We start from the raw sequence: 19144 nt of genomic DNA on the forward strand, positions 1-19144 counted from the left end.
TGTTGAGGCGGGCGCGGGAGGGTTTGCGCCGGGAAGGAGACTGAGATGAAATGGCACCATGTTCAGGACAACTGGAGCGCCTTCTATGAGGCGATCCAGAACCGCTGGCCCGATGCCGAGGAAGACCGGCTTGACGAGATCGACGGTGACCAGCGCGCCTTCATCAGCTATATCGCCGAGCTGACCGGGCAGGACCCGGCCGAGGCCCGCGATGAGATCCGTGACTGGCTGACGGGCGAGCTGCCCTCGGATGTCGTCATGGACCCGCTGCACGACAACCACTCGATCCTGCTGTCGGAGAAGTTCGTGCCTGAGGGCGAGGATGAGTACGACGACGATTCGCGCTTTGGCGACAACGAGTAAGACGAAGGCAGGGGGCGCTGCCCCCTCTTTTGCCTGACGGCAAAATTTACCCCCGGGATATTTTCGGCAATTGGAAGCGGGGCGTTGGCGCAGTGCGTGCCATCGTATCTGTGCCGGAACGAGCGCGCGCGCCTCTCAGATCTGATCGTCGGTGCGCCCCATCAGCGCCCAGGCAAGGCCCGAGCAGATCAGCGTGGCGATCACCACCGGCCGCGCCGTGCCATCGAACATCAGCCCGACCGGGGCCGCGATCGACACCGCGCCCACCGTCGAGAGCGCCGTGACGACCGAGGCGGTCATGCCGGCCAGGTGCCCCATCTTCTGCATCGCCAGCGCATTCAGGTTGCCGAAGGTGAGGCCGGCGATGAAGAACACCGACACGTTCCAGGCGAAGACCGCGAGCAGCCCGCCCGCCGGGGTCACAAGGCCCGCCAGCAGCGCCGCCAGCATCAGCGCCGAGAGGCACACCTGCATCAGATAGGCTCCGCGCACGATCCGCCGCATGCCGAGCCGCATCACGAAGCGCGCGTTGAAGACCGAGCCGGTGCCGGCCAAGATTGCCACCGCGCCGAACCACAGCGGGAAGGTCTCGTGCACGCCATAGGCGGCGTAGAGCTGCTGCGAGGAGGACAGCACCGAGAACATCTGCCCGAAGCCGAGCGCGAGGATCGCCGTGTAAAGCCGCACGTCGCGATCCGACAGCACCTCGCGCGCGCCCGAGAGCAGCGCGCCCGGCACGAAGGGGCGGCGACGCTCGGGCGGCAGGGTCTCGGGCTGGCGCAGGTTCACCCAGAGCACGCCGAGCACGCCGAACACCAGGAAGGCGCCGAAGATGCCGCGCCAGCCGAAGACCGCGGCGATCGCCCCGCCGATCGTCGGCGCCAGCGCCGGCACCAGGATGAAGAGCATCATGATGAAGGAGGTGATCTTCGCCATCTCGCGCCCGGCGTAAAGATCGCGCACCAGCGCCATCGGCACGATCCGCGGCCCCGAGGCGCCGATCCCCTGCACGAAACGCGCGATCAGCAGCATCTCGAGGCTCTGCGACCAGGCGGCGGCGAGCGCCCCCACCACATAGATCACGATGCCGCCGGTGATCGTGCGCTTGCGCCCGATCGCGTCCGAGATCGGCCCGACGAAGAAGGTGCCAAGCCCCATGCCGAGCACGAAGACGGTCAGCACCAGCTGGGCGCGGTTCACGTCCCCGGGCGAGAGCGTCGCGGCGATCTCGGGCAGCACGGGCAGCATCGCATCGATCGAGAAGGCGACGGTGGCGGTGAGCGAGGCGAGCATCGCCACGAATTCGGGCAGCGACAGGGTGCGCACAGGTGCGGGAACAGGGGACTGGGTCACGGGAGGGGCCTTTCAGGTTCGCGCCGACCATAGCCCCCTTGCGCGGGAATGCCAGCCCCGCGCCGCGCGGGATCGCGCAGGGGGCTGTGCGTCAGTGCTCAGCTTCGGGATCGGCTTGCGGGGCGGCCGCAAGCTCGTCGATCACCGCAAGCCAGGTCTCGACCGGCTGCGCGCCCTCGACCATGTGCTGGTTGCCGATGATGAAGCTCGGCACGGCGCGGATGCCGCGCTCGCGCGCATGGGCCTCGCGGGCAAGCACCTCGTCGCGATCGGCATCGCTGGCAAGGAGCCGCATGACCAGCGCCCGGTCCATCCCCGCGGCCTCGGCGATCCCGGCCAGAACCTCGGGCGCACCGATGTCGCGCCCCTCGCGCCAGAAGGCGCGCATCAGCGCCGACATCACCGGGGTCTGCCGCCCCTCGATCCCCGCCCAGTGCAGCAGCCGGTGCGCATCGAGCGTATTCGGCACCCGGGCGATGGCGGTCAGGTCCAGCGTGACCCCGGCCCGCCGCGCGGCTTCGAGCACCGGAATGTCGATAGTGTCGGCCTCGGCCCCGAACTTCGCGCGCATGTAGTCGCCGCGCGCCATGCCACCCGGGGGCATCGTCGGATCGAGCCGGAACGGATGCCAGGCCAGCACGAAGGGATGGCCCGGCCGCGCCTCGAGTGCGCGGTCGAGATTGGCCTTGCCGATCAGGCACCAGGGGCAGACGGGGTCGGCGAAGATGTCGAGCGGGATCATGCGTCGGGCTCCTTGGGCCAGGCATCGCGCAGGGCGCGGCGGTCGATCTTGCCGTTGCGGTTGCGCGGCAGCTCGGCAACGGCGCGGAACAGGCGGGGCTGCTTGTAGCGGGCCAGCGTGGCGCCGGCATGGGCGGCAAGCGCCCCGGGCGTCGCGGCGCCGGTATGGGCAAGGGCGATCACGCTCGCCTCGGCGCTGACCCGGATCTCGACGGCCGCGACTTCCCCCGCCTCCGGGCAGATGGCCATCGCCGCCTCGACCTCGAGCGGGCTGACACGGAAGCCGCCCGCATTCATCATGTCATCGGCGCGCCCCTCGTAGCGGATCGCACCGGCCGGGGTCATCGTCACCGTGTCGCCGGTGAGGAACCACTCCCCATCGGCGCTGAAGCGCGCGGCGGTCTCCTCGGGTGCGCCCATGTAGCCGAGGAACAGCCCCGGATCGGTGCGGTGCACGGCGAGCGTGCCGGGGGTGCCGCGCGGCACCGGCACGCCCTCGGGGTCCAGCACGGCGAGGGTGCGCCCCTCCTGCGGCCAGCCCGCACAGCCCTCGGGCGCCGGATGCCCCGGCGCGCCCGAGACGAAGGTCGAGCATTCCGACATGCCGAGCGCCTCGTAGATCTCGGTGCCGGTCGCCTCGCGCCAGTGCTGCCGGGTGAGCGCGGGCAGCGCCTCGCCGGCGCTGAGACCGTGCCGCAGCCGGGGTAGGTCGATCGTCGCGTGATGTTTCAACATCTGCCGGTAAACCCCCGGCGCGGCGGCAAAGATCGTCGCGTCGAAGCGGCGCAGCAACAACGGCAGCGCCTGCACCGGCACGCCGGGCGCCGGGATCAGCGCGGTGGCGCCGACCGACCAGGGGTCCATCAGCCCGGTGCCGAGCGTGTAGGTCCAGTTGAAGGCGCCGGCGTGCAGGATCCGGTCCGCGGGCGTCAGCCCGTACCAGCCCGCATGCATCATCCGCCGCGCCCAGATCGCGCGATGCGCATGCATCACCGCCCGTGGCTGGCCCGAGGTGCCCGAGGTGAAGACGATATAGGCCAGCCGGTCGGGAGCGCCCATCTCCCAGACACAGGGGGCGAGCGCCTCGAAGCCGCGCAGCTCGGCCTCGCCGATCACCCGCGCGGGGCTCTCGGGCAGCGCGATCCCCTCGCCCGCGACGATCGCCGCCGGGGCGACCTGCACCGCCATCTTGGTGATCTCGCCCGCCGTCAGCTGCGGCGAGGTCGGCACCGGCACCAGCCCGACCGCGATGGCGCCGAGATAGGCCACCGGAAACTCGGGCGTATTGCCAAGCCGCAACAGCACCCGGTCGCCCGGCACCAGCCCGGCGTTCAGGAACCCCGTGCCCGCGCCGCGCACCGCCGCCTCGAGCCGCGCCCAGGACCAGCGCTCGGCCCCGGTCGGGCTGAGGATCTGCAGCGCCGAGCGATCGGCGCGCTCGGCCGCGGGCGCCAGCACATGGGCCGCCATGTTGAAGGACGGGGGCGCGGGGTCTGCAAAGGAGGAAGCATGGACAGAGAGCATGGCTTCCTGCTACGCCGCGTGCAGCGGGGTTGCAAGCCGGAGGCCGCCATGGGCGAGATCGAACACGCGAAGATCATCCGCATCGCGCGCGAGAGCGGCGAGGAAGTGGTGCCCGAACCCGTCGACCTCGCCGCCCGCGTGCGCGAGCTGCGCAAGGCCCGCGGCTGGACGCTCGAACAGGCGGCGGCGCAGGCGGGGCTCGCCCGTTCGACCCTCTCGAAGATCGAGAACGGGCAGATGTCGCCGACCTACGAGGCACTGAAGAAGCTCGCCGAGGGGCTGGCGATCTCGGTGCCGCAGCTCTTCACCCCGCCCTCGAAGGGGCAGGTGACGGGGCGGATGGCGGTGACCCGCGCGGGCGAGGGCGTGGCGCATCTGACCACGACCTACGAGCACGAGCTTCTGGCGAATGCGCTGCGCAACAAGCAGATGCTGCCCTATCGCGCACGCATCCGGGCGCGCAGCTTCGAGGAATTCCACGGCTGGGTGCGCCATGACGGCGAGGAATTCCTCTATGTCCTCACCGGCATCGTCCGGCTTTACACCGAGTTCTACGAGCCGCAGGAGCTCAAGCGCGGCGACAGCGCCTATTACGACGCGAGCATGGGCCACAACCTCGTGTCGGTCAGCCATGAGGATGCGACGGTGCTCTGGGTGACCTCGCTCGTCTGAGCCGAGACAGACAGGGGGCGCTGCCCCCTCTTGGCTACGCCAATTCACCCCCGAGGTATTTTGGGCAAGGAGAAAGCGCAAAGGGGCTTTGGCTTCCAGTTGCCTCAAATATCCCGGGGGTGAGGGGCAGCGCCCCCTGCCCGCCTCCGGGCCGTTCAGCCGATCAGCGGCGAGGTGCCGCCACAGGTCTCGTCGTAATGGCGCTTGAGCCGCATCAGCGCGATGCGCAGCACGATCTTGCCCGATCGCGCCGACCAGCCCAACCGCCGCTCGGCGGCCTCGAGCCCCTCGAGAAAGCAGCAGCAGCGCAGCACCATGTCGCCGAGCCCCGGGCCGAGGTCGCGCAGCGCCGCGGCGAGGCGTTCGCGGGCGCGGTCGGAGCCGCCGGAGCCCGGGCCGAGATCCGGGCGATAGCCCGCGCGCTCGCCACAGGTGAGAAACCGTTCCCAGTTCTGTGCCACACGCGGGCCGATCTGGGCGAGTTCGAAATCCTCGCGCAGCCGCTCGCCCGCCGCGACCAGCTCCGGGCCGAGAAAGGGCTGCCCCTGCGCGTCGCGCCGTCGCGCCAGCACCGCGAGCGGGCTTTCGGCGAGGTTGGCGCGCAGCCGCCGCGTCTGCCCCGTGGCCTCGGGCACCGCGCGCTCGCCCCAGTCGCGATGCTGGCCGGCAAAGACCGAGCCTGCCGCCTCTCCGCCCGGCAGGCCGCGTGCGAGGGTCTCCTCCTCGATCATCCGCTTCAGCGCGGCGCGCCCGGCAACGGTGATCTCATAGCTCGTCACCCGGCCGGCGCGGTGCAGCTGGATCCAGTCCTTCAGCGCGAAGACCCGGGCCAGCGCGCGTTCGGTCACCGCGGTACGGACCGTGCCGCGCAGCACCACGGCCTTGTCCATGTCATCGGCGATGAGCAGCAGCGCCGAGGGTTCGGCGAGGCGGCGCAGGATCCGGCGCCCCTCGCGCGCCACAAGCTCCTCGTCCGCGGGCAGGCCCGCAGGGCGGATCGGTGCGGTCATCTCGGTCTCGTCCTTTCGATGAACGGCCGTCCCGACGAAAGCGGAGCCATGCCCGAGCCGCGCCAGCGCCTCGTCGACCAGCGGGTCGTCCCGGCGCGCCTCGACCTGGCGCACGCGGCGCAGCACCGTCGAGGCGTGACAGCCCTCGGCCCGCGCCAGCGCACGCAGCGGGATCCCCTCCTCGACATGGCGCAGATAGAGCCGCGCATGGTCCGGCAGCCATGCCGGAAGCGGTGCCAGGGCCGGGCTGGTCGTCGTCATGTCTTCCCCCGGATCGGCGCGGCGCAGGCGCCGTCGCCCTGCCGCCGTTTCGTCGGTAACAACCGTGGGTTGCTTTGATTACCCGTTCGTTAATAACTCGGGCGACCCCCAGATTTCTTTAAAAATTCTAAAGATTTCCATATGGGCCGCGCGGTTCTGCGGGGCTTCGCGCAACACCCGTATAGGTTGAGTGATGCTACTCTGGTCTTTGCACGGGGGATCTGCCATGACCGACCTTCACGACAGTATCGCCGCGCTGCGCCGGCCGCGTCTGCTGATCCGCGCCGCGCGCTGTGGCCAGGGCGAGTACAACCGCGCGCGCGATCTGAAGCGGCTGATGCGGCTTGCCGAGGCGCCCCCCCCCGAGGCGGCGCTGCGCGCGCTGATTGCCGAAGAGGCGACGCTCGAGGCGCATCGGCGCGAGGGGGGCGCGCAGTACAGCCTGGCGCGCCACATCGAGTTGTTGATCGCGATGATGGCCGAGGCGCGGCTTCTGCCGCGTCCCGGCGCCTGATCAGCGGGCGCGAAACAGCGTGCCGAGCACACCGCGCACGATCTGCTGCCCGGCCTTGGTGCCAAGCTGGCGCACCAGGCTCTTGCCGAAGGTCTCGAGCAGGCTGTCGTTGCGGGCGGAGGAGTTGCGCCGCGGCGCGGTCCTGGCCGTCTTGTCGCTGCCGCCGCCGTCATAGCGGCGGGCATTGCGGAACTCGCGCGCCGCGTCGGCCGTCGCGGCCTTGTCCTGCGCGGCCTTCTCCTCGGCCTCGGCCGCATCCTGTGCGGCGGCGGCCGCGCGCGCGGTCAGGATTTCATAGGCCGACTCGCGGTCGATGACCTTGTCGTATTTCAGCCCGAAGGGCGAGGCGGCCAGAATCGCGCGGCGCTCCTCGGGCGTCAGCGGGCCAAGGCGCGATTGCGGCGGGCGCACCAGGGTGCGCTCGACCATGCCGGGCACGCCCTTCGCCTCGAGGAAGGAGGTCACCGCCTCGCCGGTGCCGACCTCGCGGATCGCGTCTTCGGTGTCGAAGCGCGGGTTGGCACGGTAGTTCTCGGCGGCGCGCTTCAGATCCTTCTGGTCGCGGGCAGTGAAGGCGCGCAGCGCGTGCTGCACCCGGTTGCCAAGCTGCCCGAGGATGTCCTCGGGCACGTCCGCCGGGTTCTGGGTGACGAAATAGACCCCCACCCCCTTCGAGCGGATCAGCCGCGCGACCTGCTCGACCTTGTCGACCAGCGCCTTCGGCGCGTCGTCGAAGAGAAGATGCGCCTCGTCGAAGAAGAAGACGAATTTCGGCTTTTCCGGATCGCCCACCTCGGGCAGCTGCTCGAAGAGTTCCGACAGCAGCCAGAGCAGGAAGGTGGCGTAGAGCCGCGGGCTGCCCATCAGCCTGTCGGCGGCCAGCACGTTGACCCGGCCGCGCCCGTCGGGCGCCGGGATCATCATGTCGGCGAGATCAAGCGCCGGCTCGCCGAAGAATTTCACCGCACCCTGGTTTTCGAGGACCAGCAGCGCGCGCTGGATCGCGCCCACCGATTGCGGCGCGACATTGCCGTAGCGCAGCGACAGCTCGTCGGCGCGCTCGCCCACATTCACCAGCATCGCCCGCAGGTCCGCCATGTCGAGCAGCGCGAGCCCCTCGCTGTCGGCGACGTGGAAGGCGATGTTCAGCACCCCCTCCTGCGCCTCGGTCAGGCCAAGCAGGCGCGACAGCAGCAAGGGCCCCATGTCCGAGACCGTGGTCCGCACCGGGTGCCCCTGCTCGCCGAAGAGATCCCAGAAGGTGACCGGAAAATCGCGATAGGCAAGGTCATAGCCGATCGTCGCGGCGCGGGCGGCAAAGGCCGCGTGCAGCTTGCCCGCGGCCGTGCCCGGCATCGCGATGCCGGCCAGATCGCCCTTCACATCGGCCATGAAGACCGGCACGCCGGCGGCCGAGAAGGCCTCGGCCAGTACCTGCAGCGTCACGGTCTTGCCGGTGCCGGTGGCCCCCGCCACCAGCCCGTGCCGGTTGCCGTATTTCAGCAGCAACTGCTGTGGCTGCGCATGCCCCTCGCCGCCGCCGCCGACAAAGATCCCCGCCTCGGTCAGAACACCCGTCATCCGTCCCTCACACGCCAGCGCCCCGGCCGGGGCGCGCACCATCGTTACCGGGCAGAATACAAATTTAACCTCTCGGTGCCAGCCCGAACCTGCCCGGCAGCGACTTGCGGCCGCGTCAGGACTGTTCTCTCCGTTGGACTGGCCGCAGCCGTTCCGGTGCAGCATTCTTTCACGAAAACAGGTGTTTACAGAACCGTCATTTGACTGTTGACGAAATTTTCGTTCCGTTTTAGCGTTCCTCCCAATGACAAAGTCGGCCGGTCCGACAGGGGGAAAAATGAAAAGGGCTCCACATTCGGGGCCCTTTTCTTCTGTCTCCGGCATCACCCGCTGTTCACGCAACTGTAATGCGCTGCCGCCGCCCGGACCGCCTCAGCGCAGTTTTGCCCGCTGACAGCCGCGAGCCGGCGTGCTAATGGCGCGGTGACACCTGTTCAGCATGGAAGGCAAAAATGACTGAGCTGACGAAACACCTCGCGATCGCATTGGTCCTGGGCCTTGCCGCCCCGGCAGCCTTCGCGCAGGACGCCACCGCGACCGACGGCGCCGCGACGCCCCCCCAGGCGGCCGAGGCTCCGGCTGCGACGGCCCCCGCCGCCGGCGATGCCGCGGCGCAGCCCCCTGCCCCGGCCCAGGCCCCGGCCGCCGACAAGAAGCCCGATGGCCCCGGCTCGACCTATATCGCCAAGACCTTCGATGACTGGTCGCTGCAATGCGTCCACACCGAGGACGGCAACGATCCGTGCCAGATGTACCAGCTGTTGAAGGACGAGAAGGGCAACAACGTCGCCGACATCTCGTTGGTGGCTCTGGCCGGCAGCGCCAAGGCCGTGGCCGGCGCGACGATCATGACCCCGCTCGAGACGCTGCTGACGCAGGGCGTGGTGCTGAAGATCGACGCCAACGAGCCGCGCTCCTATCCCTTCACCTTCTGCGCGCCGGTGGGCTGCTTCGCGCGCGTCGGCCTGACTGCCGAGGAACTTGCCACCTTCAAGAAGGGCAACAAGGTGTCGATGACGGTGGTCCCGGTCGCTGCGCCCGATCACCCGGTCACCGTGGCGATCTCGCTCAAGGGCTTCACCGCTGCCTATGAGGCTGTGACGAAGACCAGCACCGCCACCGTGGTCGAGCCCAAGAAGCAGTGAGCTGCGTCTGCAGCTGGCCCGCAAGGGTTTGAAACGCCTCCCCTCGGGGAGGCGTTTTCCGTTTCATCCCCGGCTCAGCACCAGCACTGCGTTCAGCCCGCCGAAGGCGAAGGCGTTCGACATTGCAACCGGGACATCGGCCTTGCGCGCCGCGTTCGGCACCACGTCGAGCGGGCAGTCGGGATCGGGCGCCTGAAAACCGAGAGTCGGCGCCAGCACTCCGTCGCGCAACGCGAGCAGACAGGCGATCATCTCGATCGCCCCGGTCGCGCCGATGCAATGCCCGTGCATCGCCTTGGTCGAGGAGACGGGCGGCGGTGCCTCACCAAAGACCGCGCGGATCGCCGCGGCCTCGGTGCGGTCGTTCGCCGCAGTGCCGGTGCCATGGGCGTTGATGTAGCCGACCTCGCCGGGCGCGATGCCGGCATCGGCAAGCGCGCCGCGCATCGCCCGCGCCGCGCCATCGACCGAGGGCATGACGATGTCGCCCGCATCCGAGGTCATCGCGAAGCCGCGGATCTCGGCGAGGATCTCGGCGCCTCGCGCCCGCGCGGCCTCGTATTCCTCGAGCACGAAGACGGCGGCGCCCTCGCCCTGCACCATGCCGGTGCGACCGAGGCTGAACGGATGACAGCCCTCGGGCGACATCACCCGCAGCCCTTCCCAAGCCTTCAGCCCGCCGAAGGTCAGCATTGCTTCCGAGCCGCCCGCCAGCATCCCGTCGGCCATGCCGGCGCGGATCATCTGGAATGCGAGACCGATCGCGTGGTTCGAACTCGCACAGGCGGTGGCGACCGAGAAGGCCGGCCCCATCAGCCCCCAGGCCATGGTGATGTGCGAGGCGGCGGCGTTGTTCATCAGCCGCGGCACGGTAAACGGATGGACGCGGTTCTTGCCCTCGGCAAAGACGGCGCGGAAGGCGTCGTTCACCGTGCCGTTGCCGCCGCCTGCGGTGCCCATCACGCAGCCCCAGCGGACCGGATCGCCCGGCACCGCCGCAAGCCCCGCCTGCGCCATCGCCTCGACCGCGGCGACGAGGGCGAATTGCGTGAAGCGGTCATAGAGGGAAAGCTTCGTGCGGTCGAACAGCGCCTCGGGCTCCCAACCCGTCACCTGCGCCCCGATCTGCACCGAGAGACGCTCGACATCGGCGAGTTCGAGCGGCCCGATTCCCGTGCGCCCCTCGGCCATGGCCGCAAGGGTTCCGGGCAGGTCCCGGGCCAGGGCGTTGACCGTCCCGGCCCCGGTGATGACAACGCGCCGCATCGGCTCAGGCAACCGCCGCCGCCGAAGGCCCGGAGATCAGCCGCTCGACTGCCCGCACGATCGCGCCGACCGAGGAAATGTCGAAATCGGTCTGCGCCGGCTCGTTGGCGTTGAAGGGCACGGAAACTCCGAAGGTCTCCTCGATGGCGAAGATCATCTCGACGAGACCGAGGCTGTCGAGCCCCAGCTCCTCGAGCGTCATCTCGGGGCGCACCTCCGCAGGCTCGAGCACCGCCTCGCGGGCGATGATGGAAATGATCTGGTCTTGCACGTCTGGCCTCATCTGCCGTTAATTTCCGCCCCTCTTCTCGGACAGCTTTGCAACAGTTTCGCGAAGCTCGGCCACCTGTGCAAACAATCTCGTCAGACGGCGGATATTTTTCCAGGCCTCGACATGGGTCTTCATGTTGATCGCCGGATATCCGAGCAGCACGCGGCCGGCCGGCGCGTTCGACAGGATCTTGGTGGCGCCGCCCGCGATCACGTCATCGCCGATGAAGATGTTGTCGGAGACGCCCACCTGCCCCGCCAGCACCACCCGGTCGCCGATCCGGGTCGAACCGGCGATGCCGACCTGACCGCACAGCAGGCAATCCTCGCCGACCTGCACATTGTGGCCGATGTGCACGAGATTGTCGATCTTGGTGCCGCGCCCGACCGAGGTCGCGCGCACCGTGCCGCGGTCGATACAGGCATTGGCGCCGAGTTCGACATCGTCACCGATCTCGACGGTGCCGAGCGAATGGATGCGGTGCCAGTGCTGGTCGTTGAAATGGGCGCGTTCGCCGAGCGTCTCGCGGATCTCCTCGACCCCCGATTTCTCCGGCGTGACGAAGGAGAAGCCGTCGGCGCCGATCACCGCACCGGGCTGACAGATGAAGCGATCGCCGATCACCACCCGCGCGCCGATCTTGGCGCCATAGAGGATCAGCGCGTCGGCACCGACCCTGGCCCCCTCGGCGATCACCACCTGGGCTCCGATCCGGGCGTTCGCACCGATCGTCACGCCGCGCCCGATCATCACGAAGGGACCGATCGCCGCATTCTCGCCGATCTCGGCACTGGCGTCGATCACCGCCGAGGGGTGGATGCCGGGTGCGATCTCGGGGCCCGGATCGAAGGCCTTCGACAGTCCCGCCATCGCAAGCCGCGGCCGCGCGACGAAGATCGCGGCCTGAAGCCCGTAGGAGCGCCAGTCGGCGCCCTCGAACAGAAGCGCCACGCGCGCCTCGCCCGCCCGGATACCATCGGCGTATTTCGGGCTCATCGCCAGGGCAAGCTGGCGCGGGCCGGCGGCGGCGGGCTCGGACGCGCCGTCGATCGGCAGGCTCAGATCGCCCTCCGCCCGCGCATTCAGTACCCGCGCAATGGTTTCAACCGTCTGTGCCATGCTTGCCTCCTCGAAATCATCGCCTGCGGGCGCAAGCGCCCGTCCCCGATCTAGTTCGGGAGCACCGGCAATTCCACCCCTGCCTTCTCGAGCGCGGCAAAGAGCGCCGCATCGCGGCCGTAGACATCACGGCGATATTCCATCCGCCCGCTCGCCGTCGGCCAGGCGGTGAAATAGACCAGATGCACCGGCACCGGCGTGTCCAGCCGAACCGTCGTCTCCTGCCCGGTGGCGAGGATCCTCTGGAAATAGGCCTCGGGATCGGGCGCCTGCGGCGCAAGCAGCGCATAGGCCAGCTCGAAGGGCTTGCCGACCCGCACGCAGCCATGGCTGAAGGTGCGCACGTCCTTGCTGAACAGCGACTTCGATGGCGTGTCGTGCAGGTAGATGTTCCAGGGGTTCGGGAACAGGAACTTCACCAGGCCGAGCGCATTGCCGTCGGATGGCGGCTGTCGCATCGCGAAGGGGAAGGTCTTTGCGGTATAGGCGGCGAAATTCACCGCCGAGCGCGGCACGGTGCGGCCGCGGCTGTCGACGAGGTTGATGTGCGCCGCCGCGTTCGGGTTGCGCTGCATCATCGGCAGATATTCCTTGACGGTGATCGAGCGCGGCACCGACCAGCTCGGGTTGATCACCATCATCTCCATCTCATCGGAGAATTCGGGCGTGCGGCGGTCGGCCTGGTTCTGGCCGACGACGGTCACCGTCTCGAAGGTGGTCTTGCCGTGATCGACGATGCGGGCGGAGAAATCGGTGATGTTCACCCAGATGTGGCGCGCGCCAAGGTCGATGCCGTTCATCCAGCGCAGCCGCTCCATCGCGACAAGGATCGCGCCCATCCGTTCCTCGGGGCTGCGGTTGATCTCGGCAAGCGTCGCCTCGCCGGCGACGCCGTCGGACTTGAGACCGAGGTCGAGCTGATACTGCTGCACCGCCTTCTGCAGCGCCGCGTCATAGCGCGGGCTGGCCGAGCGGCCGAGATACCCCATCGCCTGTAGCCGGTGGCGCAGCGCGATCACCGCCGCCCCGCTTTCGCCCGGGCGCAGCACCTTCGCCGGCACCGTCGCGCCCCAGCCGCCCTGCGTCATCTGCGTCGCAAGATTGAGCCGTGCGCGCATCAGCTGGGCGTATTGCGGCGCGTTCGGGGCGAGATCGCGCAGGAAGCGCGCCGGCACCTCGGCCGCGGCAAAGCCTGCGATCAACTCGGCGGTGTCGCGGCGGGGGATCTCGCGCACCAGCCCCGGATCGATCTTCTTCGGTTCGAGCACGCCGTTCGAGACATCATGCGCATAGGCGGCCCAGGTGCGGGACATGTCGGCCTCGAGCAGGCCACGCTCGCGCTCGGAGCGGATCGAGGCGAAGCGCGCACGCAGTCCCGCGGCATCGTAGTGCGCGACCGGCAGGCCATGCGCCCCGGCATTGTCGAGCGCGGCAAAAAACGCCGCGCGGCGGTCGGCATCGGCGCCGGTGGTCCAGATCGGGGCATAGCTGCGCCCGGCATAGAAGGCGGCGAGTCTCTCGTCACCCGCCACGCCCTCGGCCACCGCTTGCGCGAAGCCATCCATCATCGGCGCGTCGGTGACGGTTGGCGCCATCGTCCCGCCGATCGCCGTGCCCGCCATCAAGGCCACCAGCAGCGCCGCGCCGCCGACACCGCGCATCGCACCCCACATCTGTCCCGTTCCCCCTGAAACATCAATGTTCCCAGAGTCCTGCAAAACCCCGGCACTGTCCAGATCTGCGCAACAAAGCGGCCTCGGCTGCGGCGCCGAAGGCACAGCACTGCGACGGACGGGCAACAGGCAAGAATTTTGGGCAGAAAACTGCCGATTTTCCCCCTTGCGCTTTTTGATCCGGATTCCGCGATTGGAACGCGACAGAGGCTGTGCCATAACTGTGCCATGGTAAGGGGGAGGCAGGTCTCAACCGCACGTCGAATGACGGCACCCTCGAACGACAGGACAGGCGAACTGGATATGAGCATGACGACACTTTCCCGCCGCGGGCTTCTTGCAGCCTTCGCCGCGACCGCTGTCACGGCCGCGCCGACCGCATCGAACGCCTTCGGCTTCCTGCGCGGCGCCGGTGATATCCGACGCATCAAGATGTATTCCGGCCGCACCGGCGAGAGCATCGACACGATCTATTGGATCGAGGGCGAGTACGTCCCCGAGGCGCTCAAGGAAATCAACCATTTCATGCGCGACTGGCGGACTGACCAGAAGGTCGTGATCGACCCGCGCACGATCGACATCGCCGCCGCCTCGCACCGGCTGATGGACACCGGCGAACCCTACATGATGCTGTCGGGCTATCGCTCGCCGGCGACCAACGCGATGCTGCGCGCCCGCTCGCGCGGGGTGGCGAAGAACTCGCTGCACATGAAAGGCATGGCCGCCGATCTGCGGCTGAAGTCGCGCTCGGTACCGCAGATCTACGCCGCGGCAGCGGCCTGCCACGCCGGCGGCGTCGGCCGGTACATGCGCTCGAACTTCGTGCACATGGATTGCGGCCAGGTCCGCACCTGGAACGGCTGAGACGCCCCCATCGCTGCCCGGAAAAAAGCGCCGCCCTTGCGGCGCTTTTTCGTTTCGGTACGCGGCCGGATCAGGCTCCGGTCCGCCCTCCCCGGGTGGCGAGCGGCACCAGCACGATCAGCGTCAGGATCCGGACGAAGTGATGGAGCGCGACATAGGCCGGGTCGAAGCCGAGCGACAGGCCGATCGCTGCCATTGCCTCGACCCCGCCCGGTGCGAAGGCGATCCAGACCTCGGCGAGCGGCAGTCCGGTGACCGCCGAGGTCAGCGCCGCGAAGATGAAGGAGACGGCGAGCGTGGTGGCAACGAGCGCAGCCCCCGCCTTCGCCATCCGCACAATCGCGACCAGCCCGACCGAGGTCAGCCGGGTGCCGAGCGTCGCACCGGTCAGGGTGAAGCCGGCGAACAGCGCCCAGGCCGGCGCCGCGCCCTGCACCAGCCCCGCCGCATGACCGCCGCCGCTCAGCACCAGCCCGGCAAGCAGACAGGCCGCCGGCACGCCCCGCCGCTGCCCGAGAAAGCCAAGGCCATAGGCCGCCGCCAGCAGCAGGGCGAAAGGCGCAACCGGCATCGCCGCCCGTGCGGCCGGCACCACCGGCGCGGTGTCGAGCAGCGTCGCCAGCGGCGGCACCAGCGCCACCAGCACCAGCATCCGCACGATCTGCAACACCATGATCGCGTTGACATCGCCCCGCCCCTCGAGCGCCAGCGCGATCACGTTCGACATCGTGCCCGGGGCTGTGGCCAGAACCGCGGTCTCGCGTGTGTAGCCGAAGCCGCGCGTCAGCACGAGCGCGCCGCAGGCCAGCGTGACGATCAGAGACAGCACGAGGAAGCCGAGGCTCAGCCCCCAGGCGATCACCCGGTGCCCGATATCGGGGTCGATGCCCGAGCCGAGTGAGATTCCGATCACGCAAAAGGCGACGTCGCGCAGCCGGGCCGGCACGTCGACCGGCAGGTTCGCCGCCGCCGCCAGTGCCACCGCAAGGCTCGCTCCGATCAGTGCCCCCGCCGGCACGCCGAGCGCAGTGAAAGCCCCGGCCCCCGCCGCGCCGATCAACACCGCCAGGACCAACGCTTTCGCTTTCTCCCGCATTCCAGTCCCTTCTGCGCAAACTGTCACGCGCCCTGATATAGCGCCTTGAGTGCAAAAGGGAAAACCCCGTCCGGGGCGAAGAGTGCCGGACCCGGCGCCGGCCAGCGGCCGCCCATTTTTTAAGCGCCCCCTCCGCTGCCGTCGCTTTCGGGCCCGCCTGCCATGCGTTAGGGGTGGTGGTGTCAGGGCCATCGCCTAATCTGGCCGCACCGAACGAAGAAGGCGCGACCATGGCGATTTACGCATCCATCCATCACCTGACGCATTACAAGTATGACCGGCCCGTCACTCTGGGCCCGCAGATCATCCGCCTGCGTCCCGCGCCGCATTCGCGCACCCGGGTGATCTCGCATTCACTGAAGGTCTCGCCCGGCGGGCACTTCGTGAACCACCAGCAGGACCCCTACGGCAACTGGCTCGCCCGCTTCGTCTTCCCCGAGCCGGTGACCGAGCTGAAGATCGAGGTCGATCTCGTCGCCGACATGACGGTCTACAACCCCTTCGACTTCTTCGTCGAGGAAAGCGCCGAATACTGGCCCTTCGAGTATCCTGAAGAGCTGCGCGACGACCTGTCGATCTATCGCACGCCCGAGCCCGAGGGCCCACTGCTGGCCCAGCTCCTCGGCACGATCGATTACAGCAAGACCCGCACCGTCGATTTCCTCGTCAACCTGAACGCGCGGATCGCGAACGGGATCAACTACACGATCCGGATGGAGCCCGGCGTGCAGACCCCGGACGAGACGCTCGGCCTGCGCTCGGGCTCGTGCCGCGACAGCTCGTGGCTCTTGGTGCAGGCGCTGCGACACCTCGGCTTTGCCGCGCGCTTCGTCTCGGGCTATCTCATCCAGCTCAAGCCCGATGTCGTCTCGCTCGACGGGCCGGCGGGCACCGACCACGATTTCACCGACCTGCACGCCTGGTGCGAGGTCTACCTGCCCGGTGCTGGCTGGATCGGGCTCGACCCGACCTCGGGGCTTTTGACCGGCGAAAGCCACATCCCGCTCGCCGCAACGCCGCATTACCGCAATGCCGCGCCGATCGTTGGCGGCTTCACCGCCGCCGGCACGCCCGAGGTCAGCTTCGATTTCGACATGAAGATCAATCGTGTGGCCGAACACCCGCGGATCACCAAGCCGTTCTCGGACGAGGCCTGGGAGCGACTCAACGCGCTTGGCCGCAAGGTCGATGAGACCCTGCGCGACGGCGACGTGCGGCTGACCATGGGCGGGGAGCCGACCTTCGTCTCGGTCGACGATTTCGAATCGGCCGAGTGGAACACCGCCGCCGTCGGCCCGCAGAAGCGCGGGCTGGCCGATACCCTGATCCGCCGGCTGAAGCAGCGCTTCGCGCCCGGCGGCTTCCTGCATTACGGTCAGGGCAAGTGGTATCCGGGCGAAAGCCTGCCGCGCTGGACCTTCTCGCTCTACTGGCGCAACGACGGGCTGCCGGTGTGGCAGAATCCCGAGCTGATCGCGCGCGAGGATGCCCCGCAGCAGATGGGCTCGGCCGAGGCGGGAGCGTTTCTCTCGACCTTCGCGACCAGGCTCGGCCTCGACGGCAATTATGCCCAGCCCGCCTACGAGGATCCGGCCGAGTGGATACTGAAGGAAGCGAACCTGCCGCCGAATGTCTCGCCCGAGAACTCCAGGCTGAAGAACCCCGAGGACCGCGCCCGCTATGCCCGCGTCTTCAACCGCGGCCTGACCGAGCCCTCGGGCTATGTGCTGCCGCTTCAGCGCTGGTGGCAATCGGCCGACAGGCCGTCGCACTGGCGCTCCGAGCTGTGGAAACCGCGGCGCGGCCATATCTTCCTGATCCCCGGCGACAGCCCGGTGGGCTTCCGCCTGCCGCTCGGATCGCTGCCCTATATTCCGCCCGCGCAATATCCCTACAGCTACCCGGCCGATCCGACGGTGCCGCGCGCGCCGCTGCCCGATTATCAGGCCGTGGTCGCGGAACGCCGCCGCAAGATCCAGGAAGAGATCGACCGCCTCGCGCAGGAAGACGCCGAGCGCGCCGCGCTGCTGCCCGGGGTGACGCCGGGCCATGCGCAGGGCTTCCGCGCCGGTGCGAAAGAGGCCGAGCGGCAGACATGGGTGCCGCAGGACACCCATCTCGGCGACGGGGTCGATCCCGCAATCGGCGCGGTGCGCACCGCGATCGCGATCGAACCGCGCGACGGCCGGCTGTGCCTCTTCATGCCGCCCTGCGACACGCTCGAGGATTACCTCGAACTGATCGCCACCGCCGAGGCGACGGCGGCCGAGCTGAACCTGCCGATTCACATCGAGGGCTATGCGCCGCCGCATGACCCGCGGCTGAACGTGATCCGCGTCGCCCCCGATCCGGGCGTGATCGAGGTCAACATCCACCCCGCGCACAGCTGGGAGGATTGCGTCGCCACCACCGAAGCGATCTATGAAGAGGCGCGGCTGTCGCGCCTTGGCGCCGACAAGTTCATGATCGACGGCCGCCACACCGGCACCGGCGGCGGCAACCACGTGGTTGTCGGCGGCGCCACACCGAATGACAGCCCGTTCCTGCGCCGCCCCGATCTGTTGAAATCGCTGATCCTGATCTGGCAGCGCCACCCCTGCCTCAGCTACCTGTTCTCGGGCCTGTTCATCGGCCCGACCTCGCAGGCCCCGCGCATCGACGAGGCGCGCCACGACACGCTTTACGAGCTTGAGATCGCCCTTTCGCAGATCACGCCGCCCTGGAAGGGGATGACGCCGCCGCCGTGGCTGGTCGACCGGCTGTTGCGCAACATGCTGACCGACGTCACCGGCAACACGCATCGCGCCGAGATCTGCATCGACAAGCTCTATTCGCCCGACGGGCCGACCGGCCGGCTGGGTCTGGTCGAGTTCCGCGGCTTCGAGATGCCGCCGCATCCGCGCATGTCGCTCGCCCAGCAACTGCTGCTGCGCGCGCTCATTGCGCGGTGCTGGATCGCCCCGGTCGAGGGCCGGCCGGTCCGCTGGGGCACGGTGCTGCATGATCGCTTCATGCTGCCGCACTACCTGTGGGAAGACCTGCTCAGCCTGCTCACCGACCTGAAGAACCACGGTTTCGAGATGGATCCGGTCTGGTTCGAGGCGCAGGCCGAGTTCCGCTTCCCGTTCTGCGGCCAGATCCAGGCCGAGGGCGTTCATCTCGAGGTGCGTCAGGCGCTCGAGCCTTGGCATGTGCTGGGCGAAACCGGCGCGATCGGGGGCACCGTGCGCTACACCGACAGTTCGGTCGAAAGACTTCAGGTGAAGTTGACCACCCTCCATCAGGACCGCTACAAGGTGATGTGCAATCGCCGCCCCGTGCCGATGGCCAAGACCCAGACCTCCGGCGTCTCGGTCGGCGGCGTGCGCTTCAAGGCCTGGCAGCCGCCCGAGGCGCTGCACCCGACGCTGCCGGTGAATGCGCCGCTCGTCTTCGACATCTACGACACCTGGACGGGGCATGCGCTGGCCGGCTGCACCTATCACGTGGCCCATCCCGGCGGGCGCAACTACGACACCTTCCCGGTCAACGCCTACGAGGCCGAGGCGCGGCGCCTCGCCCGGTTCGAGCCCTTCGGCCACAGTGCCGGCGTCTATGCCCCCGCCAGCGAGACCCCGCATCCGGAATTCCCCTTGACGCTGGACCTGCGCCGGCCCATCGGACTGTTCTGACCAAAGAGCCAGAAATGAAC

General features: G+C 68.8%; 16 protein-coding genes. 6 read left to right on the forward strand and 10 right to left on the reverse strand.

The features are described 5' to 3' along the window. Positions 1 to 45: 45 nt before the first annotated feature. Positions 46 to 363, forward strand: a complete 318-nt coding sequence (locus tag EOW65_RS02380) for a hypothetical protein (protein ID WP_128147403.1) — start codon at positions 46 to 48, stop codon at positions 361 to 363. 135 nt (positions 364 to 498) lie between these two features. Here EOW65_RS02380 and EOW65_RS02385 read toward each other — a convergent pair whose 3' ends face one another. The 3 genes from EOW65_RS02385 to EOW65_RS02395 form a co-directional block, all read right to left on the reverse strand. Beyond that, on the reverse strand, positions 499 to 1656 hold the full coding sequence (locus EOW65_RS02385) for a multidrug effflux MFS transporter (RefSeq protein ID WP_128147469.1): 1158 nt from the start codon (positions 1654 to 1656) through the stop codon (positions 499 to 501). A 151-nt stretch (positions 1657 to 1807) separates the two neighbouring features. Beyond that, the gene (locus EOW65_RS02390) at positions 1808 to 2458 is read right to left on the reverse strand and encodes a DsbA family oxidoreductase (protein ID WP_128147404.1); all 651 of its coding nucleotides are present in this window, start codon (positions 2456 to 2458) and stop codon (positions 1808 to 1810) included. Further along, a complete protein-coding gene (locus tag EOW65_RS02395; protein WP_128147405.1) occupies positions 2455 to 3981 on the reverse strand; it encodes a class I adenylate-forming enzyme family protein in 1527 nt (508 codons plus the stop codon). Before EOW65_RS02395 ends, EOW65_RS02390 begins: the two co-directional genes overlap by 4 nt. A gap of 48 nt (positions 3982 to 4029) precedes the next feature. Here EOW65_RS02395 and EOW65_RS02400 point away from each other — a divergent pair, with 48 nt between their 5' ends. Further along, positions 4030 to 4653, forward strand: a complete 624-nt coding sequence (locus tag EOW65_RS02400) for a helix-turn-helix domain-containing protein (RefSeq protein WP_128147470.1) — start codon at positions 4030 to 4032, stop codon at positions 4651 to 4653. Between the two features lie 155 nt (positions 4654 to 4808). Here EOW65_RS02400 and EOW65_RS02405 read toward each other — a convergent pair whose 3' ends face one another. Next, the gene (locus EOW65_RS02405; RefSeq protein ID WP_128147406.1) at positions 4809 to 5924 is read right to left on the reverse strand and encodes a DUF6456 domain-containing protein; all 1116 of its coding nucleotides are present in this window, start codon (positions 5922 to 5924) and stop codon (positions 4809 to 4811) included. Positions 5925 to 6150: 226 nt separating this feature from the next. Here EOW65_RS02405 and EOW65_RS02410 point away from each other — a divergent pair, with 226 nt between their 5' ends. After that, entirely contained in the window at positions 6151 to 6438 is a 288-nt protein-coding gene (locus EOW65_RS02410; protein WP_128147407.1) for a DUF6477 family protein, read from the forward strand. Here EOW65_RS02410 and EOW65_RS02415 read toward each other — a convergent pair whose 3' ends face one another. Then, positions 6439 to 8019 carry a helicase HerA-like domain-containing protein gene (locus EOW65_RS02415; protein WP_128147408.1) on the reverse strand — a complete coding sequence of 527 codons (1581 nt, stop codon included), beginning with the start codon at positions 8017 to 8019 and terminating at the stop codon, positions 6439 to 6441. 452 nt (positions 8020 to 8471) lie between these two features. Between EOW65_RS02415 and EOW65_RS02420 the strand changes: the two genes are divergently transcribed. Next, a complete protein-coding gene (locus EOW65_RS02420; RefSeq protein WP_128147409.1) occupies positions 8472 to 9164 on the forward strand; it encodes an invasion associated locus B family protein in 693 nt (230 codons plus the stop codon). 63 nt (positions 9165 to 9227) lie between these two features. Here the strand turns inward: EOW65_RS02420 and EOW65_RS02425 are convergent, their stop codons facing one another. From EOW65_RS02425 to EOW65_RS02440, 4 genes are read right to left on the reverse strand one after another with little or no spacing between them, the layout of a single operon-like run. Then, on the reverse strand, positions 9228 to 10430 hold the full coding sequence (locus EOW65_RS02425; RefSeq protein WP_128147410.1) for a beta-ketoacyl-[acyl-carrier-protein] synthase family protein: 1203 nt from the start codon (positions 10428 to 10430) through the stop codon (positions 9228 to 9230). Between the two features lie 4 nt (positions 10431 to 10434). Beyond that, entirely contained in the window at positions 10435 to 10713 is a 279-nt protein-coding gene (locus EOW65_RS02430; RefSeq protein ID WP_128147411.1) for an acyl carrier protein, read from the reverse strand. Between the two features lie 6 nt (positions 10714 to 10719). Further along, positions 10720 to 11820, reverse strand: a complete 1101-nt coding sequence (locus tag EOW65_RS02435) for a UDP-3-O-(3-hydroxymyristoyl)glucosamine N-acyltransferase (RefSeq protein ID WP_128147412.1) — start codon at positions 11818 to 11820, stop codon at positions 10720 to 10722. 50 nt (positions 11821 to 11870) lie between these two features. Then, positions 11871 to 13493: a L,D-transpeptidase family protein gene (locus EOW65_RS02440; RefSeq protein WP_128147413.1), complete on the reverse strand. Its 1623-nt coding sequence runs from the start codon at positions 13491 to 13493 to the stop codon at positions 11871 to 11873. A gap of 309 nt (positions 13494 to 13802) precedes the next feature. On the opposite strand from EOW65_RS02440, the gene EOW65_RS02445 reads away from it, so the two are divergent. Continuing rightward, on the forward strand, positions 13803 to 14357 hold the full coding sequence (locus tag EOW65_RS02445; protein WP_394342726.1) for a YcbK family protein: 555 nt from the start codon (positions 13803 to 13805) through the stop codon (positions 14355 to 14357). A gap of 70 nt (positions 14358 to 14427) precedes the next feature. Here the strand turns inward: EOW65_RS02445 and EOW65_RS02450 are convergent, their stop codons facing one another. Then, positions 14428 to 15453: an AbrB family transcriptional regulator gene (locus tag EOW65_RS02450; protein ID WP_164879963.1), complete on the reverse strand. Its 1026-nt coding sequence runs from the start codon at positions 15451 to 15453 to the stop codon at positions 14428 to 14430. A 230-nt stretch (positions 15454 to 15683) separates the two neighbouring features. Here EOW65_RS02450 and EOW65_RS02455 point away from each other — a divergent pair, with 230 nt between their 5' ends. Further along, a complete protein-coding gene (locus tag EOW65_RS02455) occupies positions 15684 to 19124 on the forward strand; it encodes a transglutaminase family protein (RefSeq protein ID WP_128147416.1) in 3441 nt (1146 codons plus the stop codon). The last annotated feature ends 20 nt before the right edge of the window (positions 19125 to 19144 follow it).

The sequence above is a fragment of the Paenirhodobacter ferrireducens genome (assembly GCF_004022265.1).
GTDB classification, from domain to species: domain Bacteria; phylum Pseudomonadota; class Alphaproteobacteria; order Rhodobacterales; family Rhodobacteraceae; genus Rhodobacter; species Rhodobacter ferrireducens.

What these genes read in the sequence shown, in the direction of transcription:
- EOW65_RS02385 (WP_128147469.1), bottom strand. Translation starts at nt 1,656, where the DNA reads ATGCTCGCCTCGCTCACCGCCACCGTCGCCTTCTCGATCGATGCGATG.
- EOW65_RS02410 (WP_128147407.1), top strand. Translation starts at nt 6,151, where the DNA reads ATGACCGACCTTCACGACAGTATCGCCGCGCTGCGCCGGCCGCGTCTG.
- EOW65_RS02450 (WP_164879963.1), bottom strand. Translation starts at nt 15,453, where the DNA reads ATGCGGGAGAAAGCGAAAGCGTTGGTCCTGGCGGTGTTGATCGGCGCG.
- EOW65_RS02435 (WP_128147412.1), bottom strand. Translation starts at nt 11,820, where the DNA reads ATGGCACAGACGGTTGAAACCATTGCGCGGGTACTGAATGCGCGGGCG.
- EOW65_RS02395 (WP_128147405.1), bottom strand. Translation starts at nt 3,981, where the DNA reads ATGCTCTCTGTCCATGCTTCCTCCTTTGCAGACCCCGCGCCCCCGTCC.
- EOW65_RS02390 (WP_128147404.1), bottom strand. Translation starts at nt 2,458, where the DNA reads ATGATCCCGCTCGACATCTTCGCCGACCCCGTCTGCCCCTGGTGCCTG.
- EOW65_RS02425 (WP_128147410.1), bottom strand. Translation starts at nt 10,430, where the DNA reads ATGCGGCGCGTTGTCATCACCGGGGCCGGGACGGTCAACGCCCTGGCC.
- EOW65_RS02400 (WP_128147470.1), top strand. Translation starts at nt 4,030, where the DNA reads ATGGGCGAGATCGAACACGCGAAGATCATCCGCATCGCGCGCGAGAGC.
- EOW65_RS02455 (WP_128147416.1), top strand. Translation starts at nt 15,684, where the DNA reads ATGGCGATTTACGCATCCATCCATCACCTGACGCATTACAAGTATGAC.
- EOW65_RS02445 (WP_394342726.1), top strand. Translation starts at nt 13,803, where the DNA reads ATGACGACACTTTCCCGCCGCGGGCTTCTTGCAGCCTTCGCCGCGACC.
- EOW65_RS02405 (WP_128147406.1), bottom strand. Translation starts at nt 5,924, where the DNA reads ATGACGACGACCAGCCCGGCCCTGGCACCGCTTCCGGCATGGCTGCCG.
- EOW65_RS02415 (WP_128147408.1), bottom strand. Translation starts at nt 8,019, where the DNA reads ATGACGGGTGTTCTGACCGAGGCGGGGATCTTTGTCGGCGGCGGCGGC.
- EOW65_RS02420 (WP_128147409.1), top strand. Translation starts at nt 8,472, where the DNA reads ATGACTGAGCTGACGAAACACCTCGCGATCGCATTGGTCCTGGGCCTT.
- EOW65_RS02430 (WP_128147411.1), bottom strand. Translation starts at nt 10,713, where the DNA reads ATGAGGCCAGACGTGCAAGACCAGATCATTTCCATCATCGCCCGCGAG.
- EOW65_RS02380 (WP_128147403.1), top strand. Translation starts at nt 46, where the DNA reads ATGAAATGGCACCATGTTCAGGACAACTGGAGCGCCTTCTATGAGGCG.
- EOW65_RS02440 (WP_128147413.1), bottom strand. Translation starts at nt 13,493, where the DNA reads ATGTGGGGTGCGATGCGCGGTGTCGGCGGCGCGGCGCTGCTGGTGGCC.